The following is a 14,421-nucleotide window of genomic DNA, read 5'->3' on the forward strand; positions in this document are numbered from 1 at the left end:
AACCCTCAGAGCCCCTTGCCCTCGGCCAGCCGCTCGGCCAGGGCACGCCGCACGGCCTCGCGATAGGGCAACGGCTCGCCGGGCACGACCTCGAGGATGCGCCGGTCCTGCACGACCACCTCGGTGCTCATCGAGTCGATCAGGTTGCGCCCCGTGGTCAGGTCGATGTCGGTCACCAGCGCCAGCCAGTACGAGGACAGCCGCGGCGTCAGCACCGGCACCGGGACGACGGGGATCGACCGGCCGGTGGCCACCTGGGAGGCGACGGTCAGCATGTCGACGTACGTCATCGCCTCGGGACCGCCGATCTCGAAGACCTCGCGGATCGCGTCCTCGTTGTCGATGACACCCGCGAGATAGCGGATCACGTCGTCGACGGCGATGGGCTGGGTCCGGGTGGCGGTCCACCTCGGCACCACCATCGCGGGGAGGTTCTTGACCAGCTGCCGGGTCAGCTCCCAGGAGACGCCGCCGTGGCCGACGACGATCGCGGCGCGCAGCACCGTGACCGGGACGCCGGCCTCGCCGAGCAGGGTCTCGACCTCGCGGCGAGAGCGCAGGTGGGGAGAGAGGTCCCCGTCATCGTCGCCGAGGCCGCCGAGATAGACGATCTGGCGCAGCCCGGCCCGAGCTGCGGCGGCCCCGAAGGCCCGCGCGGCCCGGGCGTCGCGCTCCTCGAAGTCCTCGTGGTCGAGCGAGTGCACCAGATAGACCGCCACGTCGACCCCGTCGACCGCGGCCGACAGGGTGCTCGGATCGTCGACGTCGGCACCCACCGCTTCGCCGGGGCCGTCGTAGGCGTCCGGGCGTCGGGTCATCGCCCGCACCGTGGTGCCGCGGCGGGTCAGCTCGGCGACCAATCGCCGACCGATGAAGCCGGTCGCGCCGGTGACGAGCACGGTGGGCGAGGTCTCCATGGGTCGAGCCTACGGATGCCGCCGTGCCCGACGGCGCCATGACACGGTCGCTTCCTCCGGATCCGCTCAGGCCGGGTTCGACGGGCCGACCGGCCGGCAGTCCTGCCCGCAGCCCTCCTCGGGTACGGGACCGGACGCGTGCGACGCCGGCCGATGCAGCACGGCGCCGGTGGGTGTCACGAGGACATCGGATCCCTCGACGCGGCCGGTGCCGTCGACGATCAGCGCATGCTCGCGCGGCGTGAGCGGGGCGTACGTCAAGGTGAGCACCGGGTTCGCGGCGAGGTTCGCACGGGTGCCGCCGCCCGGATCCGAGATCCGCAGCGTCGAGCCGTCGACGACCGGGTCCACGACCACGACCTTGATCCGCTCGCCCGCGGTGGTCAGCAGGAAACCGCTGCCGAAGCGTTCGAGCGTGGCGGCGAGATCGGACAGCGCGACCGGGATGCTCATATCCGGCACAGTAGTCCGACGTGCAGAGCGCCCACGGCGTATCGGGGATCATGAGGGCATGGCGATGAATGGCAAGCGGGTCGCACTCGCCCTGGGGGCAGGCGGTGCACGGGGCTACGCCCACCTGGGCGTCATCCAGGAGCTGCGGGAGCGGGGACACGAGATCGTGACGGTCGCGGGCACCTCGATGGGGGCGCTGGTCGGCGGTCTGATCGCCGCCGGCAAGGACGAGGAGTTCGCCGACTGGGCGACGGCGCTGCGGCAGATCGACGTGCTGCGGCTGCTCGACCCGAAGTGGCGGGCGGGTGGTGCGTTCAACGCCGACGGCGTCGTCGCGGAGCTGGAGAACCTGCTGGGCGAGCAGCTCATCGAGGATCTTCCGGTCCCGTTCACCGCGGTCGCGACCGACCTGGAGTCGCACCGTGAGGTGTGGTTCCAGCGCGGCCCGCTGGTCAAGGCGATCCGGGCCTCGATCGGCATCCCGGGCGTTTTCCTGCCGGTGATGTGGAACGGCCGGGTGCTCGTCGACGGCGGCCTGCTCAACCCGCTGCCGATGGGCCCGACCGCCGCCACCCCGGCCGACCTGACCATCGCGGTCTCGCTGCAGGGCCGGCGCACCCAGCGCGGGACGCAATCGCCCGTGGTCGAGAACTCCGCCGACGTCACCGCTGACGAGTCCGGTACGACGGTCTTCCGGCGCCTCCGCGGCAAGCTGGGCGTCGGCGGCGAGACGACCACGACCCCGAGGGCGGAGCCGAGCCGCGCTCAGCCCGACCTGCGCGTCGCCGACGTCATGACGCTGTCGTGGGATGCAATGCAGGAGATGATCGCGCGCTACCGGCTGGCGGGGCTGCCGCCCGACGTCCTGATCACCGTGCCGGTCGACGCCGCCCGCACGCTCGACTTCCATCGCGCCACCGAGATGATCGAGCTCGGCCGGCAGCTGACGGCCAAGGCGCTCGACGACGCCGGATGCTGACGCGGCCCAGCGGCGTACCCTGCCTCCGATGAGCACCTACCGGTCCGACTGCTCCCGCTGCGCGGGCCTGTGCTGCGTGGCACTGCCCTTCACCCGCTCGGCGGACTTTCCGGAGGACAAGGCCGGCGGCGATCCCTGCCGCCACCTCGGACCCGACTTCGGCTGCGGGATCCACGACCGGCTGCGGGACCGCGGGTATGCGGGCTGCACCGTGTTCGAGTGCTTCGGCGCAGGTCAGCAGGTCACCCAGGTGACCTTCGGCGGTGCCGACTGGCGCACCGAGCCGACGTCGCGGCAGCAGATGTTCGACGTCTTCGCCGTGATGCGGCACCTGCACGAGATGCTGGCACTGCTCGAGGAGGCCGCCGAGCGGAGCCCGTCGCCCGACCTCGCCGAGCTGACCGTGCAGGTCTCCGCCGCGGCGGCCGGCGCCGCCGACGACGTGCTCGCCACCGACGTGGGCGCACTCCGCTCGGTGGTTGGGAACGCGCTTCGCCGGGTGAGCGCAGAGGTACGCCGCCCCGCCGGCCAGTCGCTGGCCGGAGCCGACCTGGTCGGCCGCGACCTGCGCCGGCGGGACCTGCGTCGTGCCGACCTCAGAAGCGCGCTCCTCATGGCCGCCGACCTACGGGGCGTCGACCTCGCCGATACCGACCTGCTCGGTGCGGATCTGCGGGACGCGGCGGTCGCGGGCGCTGACCTCTCCCGGGTTCTCTTCCTCAGTCAGGCGCAGGTCAACGCCCTGCGAGGAGACGGGAGCACCCGCCTGCCCGCAGGGCACGACCGGCCCGCCCACTGGGGCTAGAACCGCAGCGGACTCAGGCCAGCGTGGCGGTGTCGATCACGAAGCGGTAGCGCACGTCGGAGGCCAGGACCCGGGCGTACGCCTCGTTGATCTGGTCCGCCGAGATCACCTCGATCTCGGAGCCGATGCCGTGCTCGGCGCAGAAGTCGAGCATCTCCTGGGTCAGCGCGATGCCGCCGATCATCGAGCCGGCGAAGTTGCGCCGGTTGGTGATCAGCGAGAACACGTTGACGCTCAGCGGCTCCGCGGGCGCGCCGACGTTGACCATCGTGCCGTCCACGGCGAGCAGGCCGAGGTAGGCGTCGAGGTCGATCTTTGCGCTGACGGTGTTCACGATCAGGTCGAACGAGCTCGCCAGCTGCTCGAAGGTCGCCGGGTCGGAGGTGGCGTAGTAGTGGTCCGCGCCGAGCCGCAGCCCGTCCTCCTGCTTCTTCAGCGACTGCGAGAGCACGGTGACCTCGGCACCCATCGCGTGGGCGATCTGGACGCCCATGTGGCCGAGGCCGCCGAGGCCGACGATCGCGACCTTCTTGCCGGGCCCGGCGCCCCACTTCTTCAGGGGCGCGTACGTGGTGATGCCGGCGCACAGCAGCGGCGTGGCGGCCGCCGGGTCCATGCCCTCGGGCACCTTGAGCGCGAAGTGGGCGTCGACGACGACGTGGGTCGAGTAGCCGCCCTGGGTGAACGAGCCGTCGCGGTCCTTCGCGGCGTACGTCCCAACCCCGCCGCCGGGGGTCGAGCAGTGCTGCTCGTCACCGTTGCGGCAGTTGGCGCACTCGCCGCACGAGTTCACGAAGCAGCCGACGCCGACGCGGTCGCCGACCTTGTGGTCGGTGACGGAGGCACCGACCTCGGTGACGCGGCCGACGATCTCGTGGCCCGGGACGACCGGGAACGGCTGCGGGCCCCAGTCGCCGTTGACGGTGTGGATGTCGGAGTGGCAGATGCCGGCGTACTCGATCGCGATGAGGACGTCGTTCTCACCGACCGCACGGCGCTCGATGGTGATCGGGGCCAGCGGCTCGCCGGCGGAGGGTGCTGCGTACGCGTTGACGCGCATGGATGGTTCTCCTGAGTCTGAGATAGGTGGTGGATCAGTGGTTCTCGCGGCTGCGGATCCGGTCGGCGATGGCATGCGCCTGCTCGCCGATCTCCTCGGCGCGGGCCTCGTCGCCCGCGGAGACGGCTCGCCAATAGTCGGTCTTGAGACCGACGTAGGCCCGCCGCAGCTCGAGATGCTCGGCCTCCCGGGCGAGGTGCTCGGCATGGCCGATGAGGAGGTCGATCTGCTCCTTGGCGCCGTCGCGACCGAGGCGGCCGTTGGTGACGTACGTCCTCATGTCATCGATCGAGAGGCCGATCGCGGCCAGGCAGGCGACGCCGGTCAACTGGTCCAGGTCGGTCTCGTCATAGACCCGGTGGCCGCTGCTGGCACCGCGGCTGACCGGCGAGATCAGCCCGATCGTCTCGTAGTAGCGCAGCGTGCTGGCCGGTAGTCCGGTCAGCGTCGCCACCTCTCGGATCGTGTAGGTCCGAGTCGTTGATGCAGTCACACCAAAAACGCTAAGAACTTCAAGTACTTGAAGTCAAAGGGATGATTTATCGACATGTGTATTTGGCTTGCCGGGCGGCTGCGGCCCGGGCGTACATTGCGATCATGGCCATCCGCACCCATGCCGGAGTCGACAGCTACCTCGACGGTCTGCCCGAGTGGCAGCGCGACATCTGCCGCGAGCTGCGCGAGATCATCCACGATGCCGACCCGGAGATCGAGGAGACGATCAAGCGGACGGTCCAGCCCTACTTCGTGCTGCAGGGCAACGTCTGCGCGCTCCTCGCCACCAAGGACCACATCAACCTGTTCCTCTACGACCCGACCGTCCCGGACCCGGCCGGGATCATCAACCAGGGGCACGGCAACGCCACCGGGCGTGCCATCCAGATCTACCGCGACGACCCGATCGACCGCCCCGCGCTGACCGAGCTGCTGCGCGCCATCGTGGCCAACAACCGCGCCGGTGGCTGGCGCCGCCTGCAGAAGGGCTGAGCCGGAGTCAGGCCGACCCGGTGAGCACGAGCGCGCCGAGGCCCATCATGGCGGTCCCCGCCAGCCCTTCGGTACGCCGCGCGAACGCCGGTGACTGCAGGCGGGGCGCGAGCCGGGTGATGACGGTGATCAGCCCGGCGTACCAGACCAGGCAGAGCACCCAGAACGTCGCCGCGAGCGCGATGTGCTGGGCGAAGGGCGCCAGCGGCGAGAGGTCGAACTGCGGGAACAGCGAGAGGTAGAAGGCCGCGACCTTCGGGTTGAGGAGGTTGCTCAGCAGCCCCTGGCGGAAGCACGTCGAGCGCGCGATGCCGCCGGATCCGGGGCGCACGATCGCGGCCGCGGCGACCGATACACCCGGGGTCCGGTGCTCCCGGCGGGCGCGCAGGTAGGCGCGCAGCGCCTGGACGCCGAGGTAGACGAGGTAGATGCCGCCGGCGACCCGGACGATCTGGAACAGCGCGGGGGAGGCGGTCAGCAGGGCGGTGATGCCGAGAGCCGCCGCGGTGCCGAGGACGGCGAGGCCGGTCATGATGCCCGCCGCGGTCCACAGCGCCCCGGCACGGCCGCCCCGGGCGGCGTTGCGCAGGGTCAGCATCATGTCCGGACCAGGGACGACGATGACGACGAGCGAGGTGGCCGCGAAGGCGACCAGTTGTTCCAGCATGGACGCCATTCTATCGCTCGTTTCGAGCACTTTGATTGCCGATAATGTCCCTTCTGGTGGAGGATGAGCAATGTGACAAGCATTGATGCCACTGATCGAGCAATCTTGCGTGAACTGACCATCGACGGCCGGTTGAGCAACGTCGAGCTCGCCTCCCGTGTGGGGCTGACGCCCGCGCCGTGCCTGCGCCGGGTCAGGCGCCTGGAGGAGTCCGGGGTGATCGCCGGTTACCGCGCCCGGCTGGACCCGGTGGCGTCGGGTCGGGACTTCTGTGTCTATCTGCTGGTGCAGATCACGATGACCAGCAAGGAGGTCGTCGACCAGTTCGAGGAGATGGTCGCGTCCTACGACGAGGTCACCGAGATGCGCCGGGTCTACGGCGAGATCGACTACGTCATCCGCGTCGACGTCGCCGACAGCAACGCCTTCGAACGCTTCCAGACCGAGAAGATGTACCCGCTCCCGGGCGTCCACCGGATGGTCTCCCACCCCACGATGAAGGCCGTCAAGAGCAACGACTGACCCGCCTGATCGGGGCCGTCGAAAAAAGGTCGGAACTTTCGCTTGACCTTGACCCAAGGTCAACCCTCGACGCTTATCGACATGAACCCGACACCAGCAATCCAGATCGCCGGACTGACCAAGTCCTACGGCGACGTGCACGTCCTCCAAGGCGTCGACATGAGCGTCGAGAAGGGGAGCATCTTCGCCCTCCTCGGCTCCAACGGCGCCGGCAAGACCACGACCGTGAAGATCCTGACGACGCTCCTCAAGGCGGACGGCGGCCAGGCGACGGTCAACGGCTTCGACGTCGAGACCCAGGCCCAGGACGTACGCACGTCCATCAGCCTCACCGGCCAGTTCGCCGCCGTCGACGAGATCCTGACCGGCCGCGAGAACCTCATCCTGATCGCCAAGCTGCTCCGTCAGAAGAACCCGGGCGCGGTCGCCGATGAGCTCCTCGCCCGGTTCTCGCTCACCGAGGCCGGTGGCCGCAAGGTCGCGACGTACTCCGGTGGTATGCGCCGCCGGATCGACATCGCGATGAGCCTCATCGGCAACCCGCCGGTGATCTTCCTCGACGAGCCGACCACCGGTCTCGACCCGGAGGCCCGGATCGAGGTCTGGCAGACCGTCAAGGAGCTCGCCGACCGCGGCACGACGGTCCTGCTCACCACCCAGTACCTCGAAGAGGCCGAGCAGCTCGCCGACCGGATCGCGATCCTCCACGAGGGCCGCATCATCGCCAACGGGACCCTCGCCGAGCTCAAGGCGATGTTCCCGCCGGCCAAGCAGGAGTACGTCGAGAAGCAGCCGTCCCTCGAGGAGATCTTCCTCGCCATCACCAGCAAGTCCAACGGCGAGTCCGCCAGCACGAACAACGTGAAGGAGTCACGATGACCACCCGATTCTTCGGCGACACCGCCGTCCTGACCGGCCGTTCCCTGCGACACATCGGCCGCAGCCCCGACACCATCGTCACCACCGCGATCACCCCGGTCGCCATGATGCTCATGTTCGTGTACGTCTTCGGCGGCGCGATCGACACCGGCTCCCACGAGAGCTACGTCAGCTATCAGCTACCCGGCATCCTGTTGATCACCATCGCCTCCGGCATCGCCTACACCGCCTACCGTCTGTTCCAGGACAAGAACGGCGGCATGTTCGACCGGTTCCAGTCGATGCCGATCGCCCGCTCGGCGGTGCTGTGGGGTCACGTGATCACCTCGGTGGTGGCGAACATGATCTCGCTGGTGGTGGTGGTGCTCGTCGCCCTGCTGATGGGCTTCCGCACCGGCGCGAGCGTGCTCGACTGGCTCGCGGTCATCGGCATCCTGGCGCTGTTCACCCTCGCGCTGACCTGGCTCGCGGTGATCCCGGGCCTGACGGCCGGCACGGTCGAGGGCGCCAGCGCCTTCTCCTACCCGCTGATCTTCCTGCCCTTCCTCAGCTCGGCATTCGTCCCGACCGACACCATGCCCGGCCCGGTGCAGGCCTTCGCCGAGCACCAGCCGGTCACCCCGATCGTCGACACCATCCGGGCGATCTTCGCCGGGGAGGACCCGGGCAACGACCTGTGGATCGCGCTGGCCTGGTGCGTCGGCCTCCTGGTCGTCGCGTACGTCCTGGCCACCGCCGCCTACCGTCGCAAGTTCTCCTGAACCACGCGGCAAAACCACGAGACAAAGTACGGCGTTCCCGCCACTATTCGGGGATGCTCACGATCAGCCAGCTGGCGTCGTACGCCGGTGTCACCGTCAGGGCCGTGCGCCACTACCACGCCAAAGGGCTGTTGGTGGAGCCAGAGCGCGACCACTCGGGATACCGACGCTACGACGCCGCTGCTGTGGTCGACCTGATCAAGATCCGCATCCTCGCCGACGCCGGCGTCCCGCTCTCCCGTGTCAAGGAGCTGCTGGACGCCGGCGACGACGATTTCAAGAAGGCGGTCGCCGAGATCGACAAGCGCCTCCGTCTCGAGATCCGCGAGCGGCAGGGGCACCGCGAGCGGATCGCTCGTCTCGTCCACGGGGACGGTCTCGCCCTCCCGCCGGAGGCGGTCGCCTATCTGGAGCGGATGCGGGAGCTCGGCATCCCGGAGCGGATGATCCAGGGCGAGCGCGACGCCTGGATCCTCGTCGCCGCCCAGCAGCCGCAGAGCATGGAACCCTTCATCCGCAGCAAGGTCGGCCAGCTCGACGATCCCTCGATCGTGGAGACGTACAAGGAGCTGGAGGCCATGCTCGACTGGGAGCCCGGTGATCCGCGCCTGGAGACCATCGCCGACCAGATCGTCTCCCAGCTCGAAGCGATCTCCCCCGAGGACTGGGCCGCCTACACCGACGCCGACCAGGCCATGCCTGACGAGCTCGTCGCCCTGCTCGACTCGATGTTCGTCGAGCAGGTCCCCGTCGCCCGCGACCTCATGCGCCTCGTCGAGAAGCGCGGCTACACCGGCTGGACCAAGCTCGAGCGCATCAAGAGCTAGACGACGTACGCCGCAGCTGGTCCGAGCGCCAACGGCTCGGGCTGCAGCCGTACCTGCCGCGGAACCACCGGGTGAAGTTGCTCGGGGCCGAGAAGGACAGGAGCTCGGAGATCTCGGTCAGCGTGTAGCGCCCGCCGGCGAGCATCCGCTCGGCGAGCGCTGAGCGGGTCTCGTCGAGCAGCGAGGAGAAGGTCAGGTCGTACGCCGCGAGCCGTCGATGCACCGTGCGGCGGTCGACTCCGAGACTGCGCGCGACCTGCTCGATCGAGCATCGTCCGGTCGGTAGCAGGACCTCGATCAGCTCGCGCACCCGGTCGGGCACCGTGCCCACGCGCGAGGGTTCGAGCGACTCCAGGAGGTGGTGGGCGTACTGGTGGAGGCCCGGGTCGGCCATCCGGTTCGGGGTGGAGAGGTCCGCGGCGGAGAAGACGAGGCCGTGGAACTCGTGGTCGAAGGTGACCGCCGTGCCGAACATGCGTCGATGGGTCGCGACGTCGGCGGGCGGATGGTGGGCGAAGCAGACCGCGAGCGGGCGCCACCCGGCACCCAGGAATCCGCTCAGCAGACGGTGCAGCACGGCGACGGCCAGCTCGATCGCCTGGCGTGACTCCGCCGGTTCCCCGAGGTCCAGGTCGACCCGGATCGTCGCCGTCCCGCCGGACTCGGTGAGCCGGGTGCGCAGCGACTCGTTGTACATGTGCTCGTAGCGGCTCAGGATGCGCAGGGTGCTGCGTACGTCCGGCTCCTCTCGGACGACCAGGCTGACCGGTCCCAGGTTGGAGAATCGGCGCCGCTCCGCGAGCCGCAGCCCGAAGTCGGCGTGGCCCGACTCCCGCGCCGACTCCTCGAGGAGCGTGGCGACGGCGATCGCGGGCACCCACCGGTCCGGCATCCCGAGCCCTGCCGGGTCGAGGCCGCAGCGCCTGAGCAGATCGCTCGGCTCGAGCCCGAGCGACCTGCTGAGGTCGGCGTACCCGTTGAGTGCCGCGTAGCGGGCGAGTGGCTTCACACGTCCTCCGGGTGTCCCTGAATGACAAGCAACATGTCCCGTCAGGATAAGCGACGACGGACTCTGGTCTCTACTGTTGCGTACGTCACATTGCCAGTCGGAAGAGGTCACACATGGCACACGCCGTACGGATCGACGAGACCGGAGGCCCCGAGGTCATGCGCTGGGTGCCGGTCGAGGTGGGCGCCCCCGGACCGGGCGAGGTCCGGGTCCGTCACGAAGCAGTCGGGCTCAACTTCGCCGACACCTACTTCCGCACCGGGCTCTACCCGGCCCCGCTCCCGAACGGGCTCGGCGTCGAGGGCGCCGGGGTGGTCGAGGCCGTGGGACCGGGCGTCGCCGACTTCGAGCCGGGCGACCGGGTGACCTACACCGGCAGCCCGCTGGGTGCGTACAGCACGGAGCGGGTGATGCCGGCCGACTCCTTGATCAGGCTCCCCGACAACATCGACTTCGAGACCGCGGCGGCGATGACGATGCGTGGTCTGACGACGGCCTACCTGCTTCGTCGCATCCATCCGCTCGAGGCCGGGGACACCGTCCTGCTCCACGCCGCGGCCGGCGGGGTGGGTCTGCTCTTCTGCCAGTGGGCCGCGCTGCTCGGGATCCGGGTGATCGGCACCGTCTCGACGCACGAGAAGGCCGAGGTCGCTCGTGCCCACGGCTGCAGCGAGGTCATCGTCTACCGCGAGCAGGACGTGGCCGCCGAGGTACGCCGCCTCACCGACGGCGCGGGCGTGCCGGTGGTCTACGACAGCATCGGTGCGACCACCTTCGAGACGTCCCTGGACTCGCTGGCTCGCCGGGGCCTGCTGGTCTGCTTCGGCACGGCCTCCGGCCCGATCCCCCCGATCGACGCGATGAGCCTCGCCGTCAAGGGATCCCTGTTCGTCACCCGGCCGGCGCTGGCCGACTACATCGCCGACCCGGCGGAGCGCGCCGAGCTGGCCGGAGAGCTCTTCGACCACGTCGGATCCGGCCGGATCCGCGTCGAGATCAACCAGCGCTACGACCTGGTCGACTGTGTCGAGGCCCACCGCGACCTCGAGGCCGGCCGCACCGTCGGCTCCTCGGTCTTCAAGGTCTGAGGCCACCGGCCGACATCCACCCTCACCGCACGCGACGTGGCCCCGCCACGCCGGCGGTCAGCCCTACCCACAGACAGCCCTACCCACAGACAGCCCTACCCACAGACAGGGGAGAAACCATGACCACCACCTACCCCGACCGCCTCGCGACGGCCGACGAGCACGGCTCGAGGTTCGAGGTCGAGCCGCTGACCTGCAGCATCGGTGCGGAGTTGTCCGGCGTCGATCTCGCCGAGGTCGCCCACGACGACGAGCTCTTCGGCGAGCTCAAGGGGTTGCTGCTGCGCCACAAGGTCGTCTTCTTCCGAGAGCAGGACATCACCCGCGCCGAGCACGTCGCGCTGGCCGAGCGGTTCGGGCGGCTCGAGGACCACCCGGTCGTCGGCTCCGACCCCGAGCATCCCGGCCTGGTCCGCATCTACAAGGACCTCGACAGCCCGCCCGAACGGTTCGAGAACGCCTACCACTGCGATGCCACCTGGCGGACGAATCCGCCGATGGGGGCAGTCCTACGCTGCATCGAGGGACCCGAGGTCGGCGGGGACACGATCTGGGTCGACATGGCGCTCGCCTACGAGCAGCTGCCCGAGGAGGTCAAGGCCAAGATCGCCGGCCTCCGGGCGCGGCACAGCATCGAGGCGACCTTCGGCGCCCGGCTGCCGATCGAGGACCGGCTCGCGCTCAAGGAACGGTTCCCCGACGCCGAGCATCCGGTGGTGCGTACCCATCCGGAGACCGGCGAGAAGATCCTGTTCGTCAACAGCTTCACCACCCACCTGACCAACTTCCACACCGCCGAGAACGTACGCACCGGCATCGACTACGCGCCGGGCGCCGGCGAGCTGCTCCGCTACCTCACCGGCCGGGCAGGCATCCCCGAGTACCAGGTGCGCTGGCGGTGGACCAAGAACAGCTTCGCGATCTGGGACAACCGGTCCACCCAGCACTACGCCGTCCAGGACTACTGGCCCGCCGTCCGGCGGATGGAGCGCGCCGGGATCGTCGGCGACCGCCCCTTCTGACCCCTCCAGCCGCAACCGCAACCACTCACCCGAAAGAGAGAACGACATGCACTTCCACGACGACGCCCTGTTCCCCGAGCTCCAGGACAAGCTGGTCATCACCGCCGCCCCGTACGGCCCCGAGTGGGAGCCGGACGACTTCCGCGAGGACCTGCCGCTGACCATGGAGGAGCACATCCAGCAGGCGGTGGACTGCTTCGAGGCCGGCGCCACCGTCCTCCACATCCACGTCCGCGAGCTCGACGGCAAGGGCTCCAAGCGGCTCTCCAAGTTCAACGAGCTGCTCGCCGGCCTGCGCGAGGCCGTCCCGGAGATGATCCTGCAGGTGGGCGGCTCGATCTCGTTCGCTCCCGAGGGCGAGGGTGCGGACGCCAAGTGGCTCTCCGACGACACCCGGCACATGCTCGCCGAGCTGGACCCGAAGCCCGACCAGGTCACCATCGCGATCAACACCAGCCAGATGAACATCATGGAGCTGATGACCGCCGACGACATCGCCGGCACGTCCATGGAGCGCCCCGAGCTCGCCGAGGCGTACCGCGAGATGACGGTCCCGGCCGGTCCCGCCTGGGTCGAGGAGCACCTGCGACGACTGCAGGCCAACGGCATCCAGCCGCACTTCCAGCTCTCCAGCATCCCCCAGCTGGAGACCGTCGAGCGGCTGATCCGCCGCGGCGTCTACACCGGCCCGCTCAACCTGACCTGGGTCGGCATCGGCGGCGGATTCGACGGCCCGAACCCGTACAACATCATGAACTTCATCCAGCGGGTCCCCGACGGCGCCTGCCTGACCCTGGAGACCCTGATGCGCAGCGTCCTTCCGGTCAACGCGATGGCCATCGCGATGGGCCTGCACACGCGTTGCGGCAACGAGGACACCATCTGGGGCCACAAGGGCGAGAAGTACACCTCGGTCCAGCAGATCAAGCAGCTGGTCCGGATCGCCGAGGAGCTCGGCCGCGAGGTGGCCGACGCCAAGGATGCCCACGACATCTACCGGATCGGCCAGACGTACGCTGATGCCGACGAGACCCTGGCCAAGCTGGGCTACGCGCCGAACCGCCGTCCCGGCCAGGTCGGCTTCACCCAGCACGCGTAGGGACAGGCCATGACGACGCAGAACGCTGTGAGCGTCCCGGCCCCGGCCTCGGGCCGGACCCGGACGACCACGTACGCCTGGATCGTGTTCGCCCTCGCCTTCGGGCTGCTGCTCTCGGACTACATGTCGCGCCAGGTCCTGAGCGCGGTGTTTCCTGTGCTGAAGGCCGAATGGGCTCTCTCCGACTCGCACCTGGCGTCGCTGAGCAGCGTCGTCGCGCTCATGGTCGGGCTGCTCACGCTGCCGCTGTCCATCGTCGCGGACCGCTGGGGACGGGTTCGGAGCCTGGTCATCATGGCGGTGCTGTGGAGCGTGGCCACGCTGCTCTGCGCGCTGGCCGCCAACTACGAGCAGATGCTCGGTGCTCGTTTCCTGGTCGGCGTGGGCGAGGCCGCCTACGGCAGCGTCGGCATCGCGCTGGTGCTCAGCGTCTTCGCGCCGCGGCTGCATGCGACCCTGAGTGGTGCCTTCATGGCCGGCGGCTCGTTCGGCTCCGTCGTCGGGGTCGTCCTGGGCGGCGTCATCGCCGTCCAGGTCGGCTGGCGATGGTCCTTCGTCGCCATGGGCGTCTTCGGGCTGCTGCTGGTCGCGGTCTTCCGGCTCGTGGTGACCGAGCGGAGGGTGGCCGCGCACAGCGCGGAGAAGGCCGCCGAACCGGAGGCGACCTCGCCACGGCTGCGGGCACCGTTGTCGAGCCTCTACACCAATCCCGCTGTGCTGTGCGCCTACATCGGTGGCGGCCTGCAGATGTTCACCGCCGCGGTGATGCTCGCCTGGATGCCCAGCTACTTCAACCGCTACCACGACATGGCCACCGACCGAGCCGCCGCGGCTGCCGCGGTCTTCGTCCTGCTGATCGGCAGCGGCATGGTCGTCTGCGGGATGATCACCGACCGGGTGGGCCGCCGCGACGTCACCCACAAGTGGCTCGCCGCGGTCGCGTTCTGCACGGTCTCGCTGGTCTGTCTCCCGATCGGCTTCCACCTCGAGGCCGGGACGGCGTCCTCGGTGCTCGTCGGCGTGGGCGCCTTCTTCGCGGCCGGCTCCTCCGGCCCGACCGCCGCCATGGTCGCAAGCCTCACCCACGCCTCCGTGCGAGCCACCGCGATGGGCACCCTGACCCTCTCCAACAACCTGCTCGGCCTGGCCCTCGGCCCGTTCGTCGTGGGCGTCCTGGCGGACCGGCTCGGCCTCCTCTCCGCCCTGCAGTTCGCTCCGGTCGTCTACCTGCCCGCCATCGCGGTGCTCCTGCTCGGCCGCCGTCTGCACCCTTCCGGCGTACGACGGCTGCAGGCAGTGACCGCCGCGACCACCCCTTGATCCGTCTCCGAACCGTGAGGAGCAAC

Annotated in this window: 17 protein-coding genes; 11 read left to right on the top strand and 6 right to left on the bottom strand. The window is 69.6% G+C overall.

Annotated elements, in window-relative coordinates; all coding sequences use genetic code 11:
* Window positions 1–5: 5 nt before the first annotated feature.
* Together BLT25_RS08350 and BLT25_RS08355 are read right to left on the bottom strand one after the other, a co-directional pair.
* On the bottom strand, window positions 6–917 hold the full coding sequence (locus tag BLT25_RS08350) for an NAD(P)H-binding protein (protein WP_091044174.1): 912 nt from the start codon (window positions 915–917) through the stop codon (window positions 6–8).
* A 66-nt stretch (window positions 918–983) separates the two neighbouring features.
* Window positions 984–1,370: a pyridoxamine 5'-phosphate oxidase gene (locus tag BLT25_RS08355; protein ID WP_091044176.1), complete on the bottom strand. Its 387-nt coding sequence runs from the start codon at window positions 1,368–1,370 to the stop codon at window positions 984–986.
* A gap of 58 nt (window positions 1,371–1,428) precedes the next feature.
* On the opposite strand from BLT25_RS08355, the gene BLT25_RS08360 reads away from it, so the two are divergent.
* On the top strand, window positions 1,429–2,349 hold the full coding sequence (locus BLT25_RS08360) for a patatin-like phospholipase family protein (RefSeq protein WP_256328506.1): 921 nt from the start codon (window positions 1,429–1,431) through the stop codon (window positions 2,347–2,349).
* A 28-nt stretch (window positions 2,350–2,377) separates the two neighbouring features.
* Window positions 2,378–3,154, top strand: coding sequence for a pentapeptide repeat-containing protein (locus tag BLT25_RS08365; RefSeq protein WP_091044179.1), 777 nt, complete (start codon window positions 2,378–2,380; stop codon window positions 3,152–3,154).
* 13 nt (window positions 3,155–3,167) lie between these two features.
* On the opposite strand, the gene BLT25_RS08370 is transcribed toward BLT25_RS08365, so the two are convergent.
* Window positions 3,168–4,214: an NAD(P)-dependent alcohol dehydrogenase gene (locus BLT25_RS08370; protein WP_091044180.1), complete on the bottom strand. Its 1,047-nt coding sequence runs from the start codon at window positions 4,212–4,214 to the stop codon at window positions 3,168–3,170.
* A gap of 34 nt (window positions 4,215–4,248) precedes the next feature.
* Window positions 4,249–4,707 (bottom strand): MerR family transcriptional regulator, encoded by a 459-nt coding sequence (locus tag BLT25_RS08375; RefSeq protein WP_091044183.1) that lies wholly within the window; start codon window positions 4,705–4,707, stop codon window positions 4,249–4,251.
* 104 nt (window positions 4,708–4,811) lie between these two features.
* Here BLT25_RS08375 and BLT25_RS08380 point away from each other — a divergent pair, with 104 nt between their 5' ends.
* Entirely contained in the window at window positions 4,812–5,201 is a 390-nt protein-coding gene (locus tag BLT25_RS08380) for a DUF1801 domain-containing protein (protein ID WP_091044185.1), read from the top strand.
* A gap of 7 nt (window positions 5,202–5,208) precedes the next feature.
* Here BLT25_RS08380 and BLT25_RS08385 read toward each other — a convergent pair whose 3' ends face one another.
* Entirely contained in the window at window positions 5,209–5,868 is a 660-nt protein-coding gene (locus BLT25_RS08385) for a LysE family translocator (RefSeq protein WP_176883701.1), read from the bottom strand.
* Window positions 5,869–5,973: 105 nt separating this feature from the next.
* Here BLT25_RS08385 and BLT25_RS08390 point away from each other — a divergent pair, with 105 nt between their 5' ends.
* From BLT25_RS08390 to BLT25_RS08405, 4 genes are all read left to right on the top strand, one after another.
* Complete coding sequence (locus BLT25_RS08390; RefSeq protein ID WP_371113326.1) at window positions 5,974–6,390, top strand: Lrp/AsnC family transcriptional regulator; 417 nt, start codon at window positions 5,974–5,976, stop codon at window positions 6,388–6,390.
* An 81-nt stretch (window positions 6,391–6,471) separates the two neighbouring features.
* Window positions 6,472–7,269 carry an ABC transporter ATP-binding protein gene (locus tag BLT25_RS08395; RefSeq protein WP_091044193.1) on the top strand — a complete coding sequence of 266 codons (798 nt, stop codon included), beginning with the start codon at window positions 6,472–6,474 and terminating at the stop codon, window positions 7,267–7,269.
* On the top strand, window positions 7,266–8,030 hold the full coding sequence (locus tag BLT25_RS08400) for an ABC transporter permease (protein ID WP_091044196.1): 765 nt from the start codon (window positions 7,266–7,268) through the stop codon (window positions 8,028–8,030). Before BLT25_RS08395 ends, BLT25_RS08400 begins: the two co-directional genes overlap by 4 nt.
* Window positions 8,031–8,083: 53 nt before the next feature.
* Window positions 8,084–8,857 carry a MerR family transcriptional regulator gene (locus BLT25_RS08405; protein ID WP_091044200.1) on the top strand — a complete coding sequence of 258 codons (774 nt, stop codon included), beginning with the start codon at window positions 8,084–8,086 and terminating at the stop codon, window positions 8,855–8,857.
* Here BLT25_RS08405 and BLT25_RS08410 read toward each other — a convergent pair.
* On the bottom strand, window positions 8,847–9,866 hold the full coding sequence (locus BLT25_RS08410) for an AraC family transcriptional regulator (protein ID WP_091044202.1): 1,020 nt from the start codon (window positions 9,864–9,866) through the stop codon (window positions 8,847–8,849). The two genes, BLT25_RS08405 and BLT25_RS08410, sit on opposite strands and share 11 nt — an antisense overlap.
* Before the next feature lie 113 nt (window positions 9,867–9,979).
* Here BLT25_RS08410 and BLT25_RS08415 point away from each other — a divergent pair, with 113 nt between their 5' ends.
* The 4 genes from BLT25_RS08415 (at window position 9,980) to BLT25_RS08430 (ending at window position 14,395) form a co-directional block, all read left to right on the top strand.
* On the top strand, window positions 9,980–10,954 hold the full coding sequence (locus tag BLT25_RS08415) for a quinone oxidoreductase family protein (protein WP_091044205.1): 975 nt from the start codon (window positions 9,980–9,982) through the stop codon (window positions 10,952–10,954).
* A gap of 119 nt (window positions 10,955–11,073) precedes the next feature.
* Window positions 11,074–11,976, top strand: coding sequence for a TauD/TfdA dioxygenase family protein (locus BLT25_RS08420; protein WP_091044207.1), 903 nt, complete (start codon window positions 11,074–11,076; stop codon window positions 11,974–11,976).
* Between the two features lie 46 nt (window positions 11,977–12,022).
* On the top strand, window positions 12,023–13,075 hold the full coding sequence (locus tag BLT25_RS08425; RefSeq protein WP_091044210.1) for a beta-keto acid cleavage family enzyme: 1,053 nt from the start codon (window positions 12,023–12,025) through the stop codon (window positions 13,073–13,075).
* 9 nt (window positions 13,076–13,084) lie between these two features.
* Window positions 13,085–14,395 (top strand): MFS transporter, encoded by a 1,311-nt coding sequence (locus tag BLT25_RS08430; RefSeq protein WP_091044211.1) that lies wholly within the window; start codon window positions 13,085–13,087, stop codon window positions 14,393–14,395.
* Window positions 14,396–14,421: the final 26 nt, after the last annotated feature.

This window comes from Nocardioides sp. YR527 (genome assembly GCF_900101045.1).
GTDB lineage: Bacteria > Actinomycetota > Actinomycetes > Propionibacteriales > Nocardioidaceae > Nocardioides.

Bases quoted from the DNA above. Each gene is read 5' to 3' on its own strand.
- BLT25_RS08350 (WP_091044174.1), bottom strand. From the start codon at position 917: ATGGAGACCTCGCCCACCGTGCTCGTCACCGGCGCGACCGGCTTCATC.
- BLT25_RS08355 (WP_091044176.1), bottom strand. From the start codon at position 1,370: ATGAGCATCCCGGTCGCGCTGTCCGATCTCGCCGCCACGCTCGAACGC.
- BLT25_RS08360 (WP_256328506.1), top strand. From the start codon at position 1,429: ATGGCGATGAATGGCAAGCGGGTCGCACTCGCCCTGGGGGCAGGCGGT.
- BLT25_RS08365 (WP_091044179.1), top strand. From the start codon at position 2,378: ATGAGCACCTACCGGTCCGACTGCTCCCGCTGCGCGGGCCTGTGCTGC.
- BLT25_RS08370 (WP_091044180.1), bottom strand. From the start codon at position 4,214: ATGCGCGTCAACGCGTACGCAGCACCCTCCGCCGGCGAGCCGCTGGCC.
- BLT25_RS08380 (WP_091044185.1), top strand. From the start codon at position 4,812: ATGGCCATCCGCACCCATGCCGGAGTCGACAGCTACCTCGACGGTCTG.
- BLT25_RS08385 (WP_176883701.1), bottom strand. From the start codon at position 5,868: ATGCTGGAACAACTGGTCGCCTTCGCGGCCACCTCGCTCGTCGTCATC.
- BLT25_RS08395 (WP_091044193.1), top strand. From the start codon at position 6,472: ATGAACCCGACACCAGCAATCCAGATCGCCGGACTGACCAAGTCCTAC.
- BLT25_RS08400 (WP_091044196.1), top strand. From the start codon at position 7,266: ATGACCACCCGATTCTTCGGCGACACCGCCGTCCTGACCGGCCGTTCC.
- BLT25_RS08405 (WP_091044200.1), top strand. From the start codon at position 8,084: ATGCTCACGATCAGCCAGCTGGCGTCGTACGCCGGTGTCACCGTCAGG.
- BLT25_RS08415 (WP_091044205.1), top strand. From the start codon at position 9,980: ATGGCACACGCCGTACGGATCGACGAGACCGGAGGCCCCGAGGTCATG.
- BLT25_RS08420 (WP_091044207.1), top strand. From the start codon at position 11,074: ATGACCACCACCTACCCCGACCGCCTCGCGACGGCCGACGAGCACGGC.
- BLT25_RS08425 (WP_091044210.1), top strand. From the start codon at position 12,023: ATGCACTTCCACGACGACGCCCTGTTCCCCGAGCTCCAGGACAAGCTG.
- BLT25_RS08430 (WP_091044211.1), top strand. From the start codon at position 13,085: ATGACGACGCAGAACGCTGTGAGCGTCCCGGCCCCGGCCTCGGGCCGG.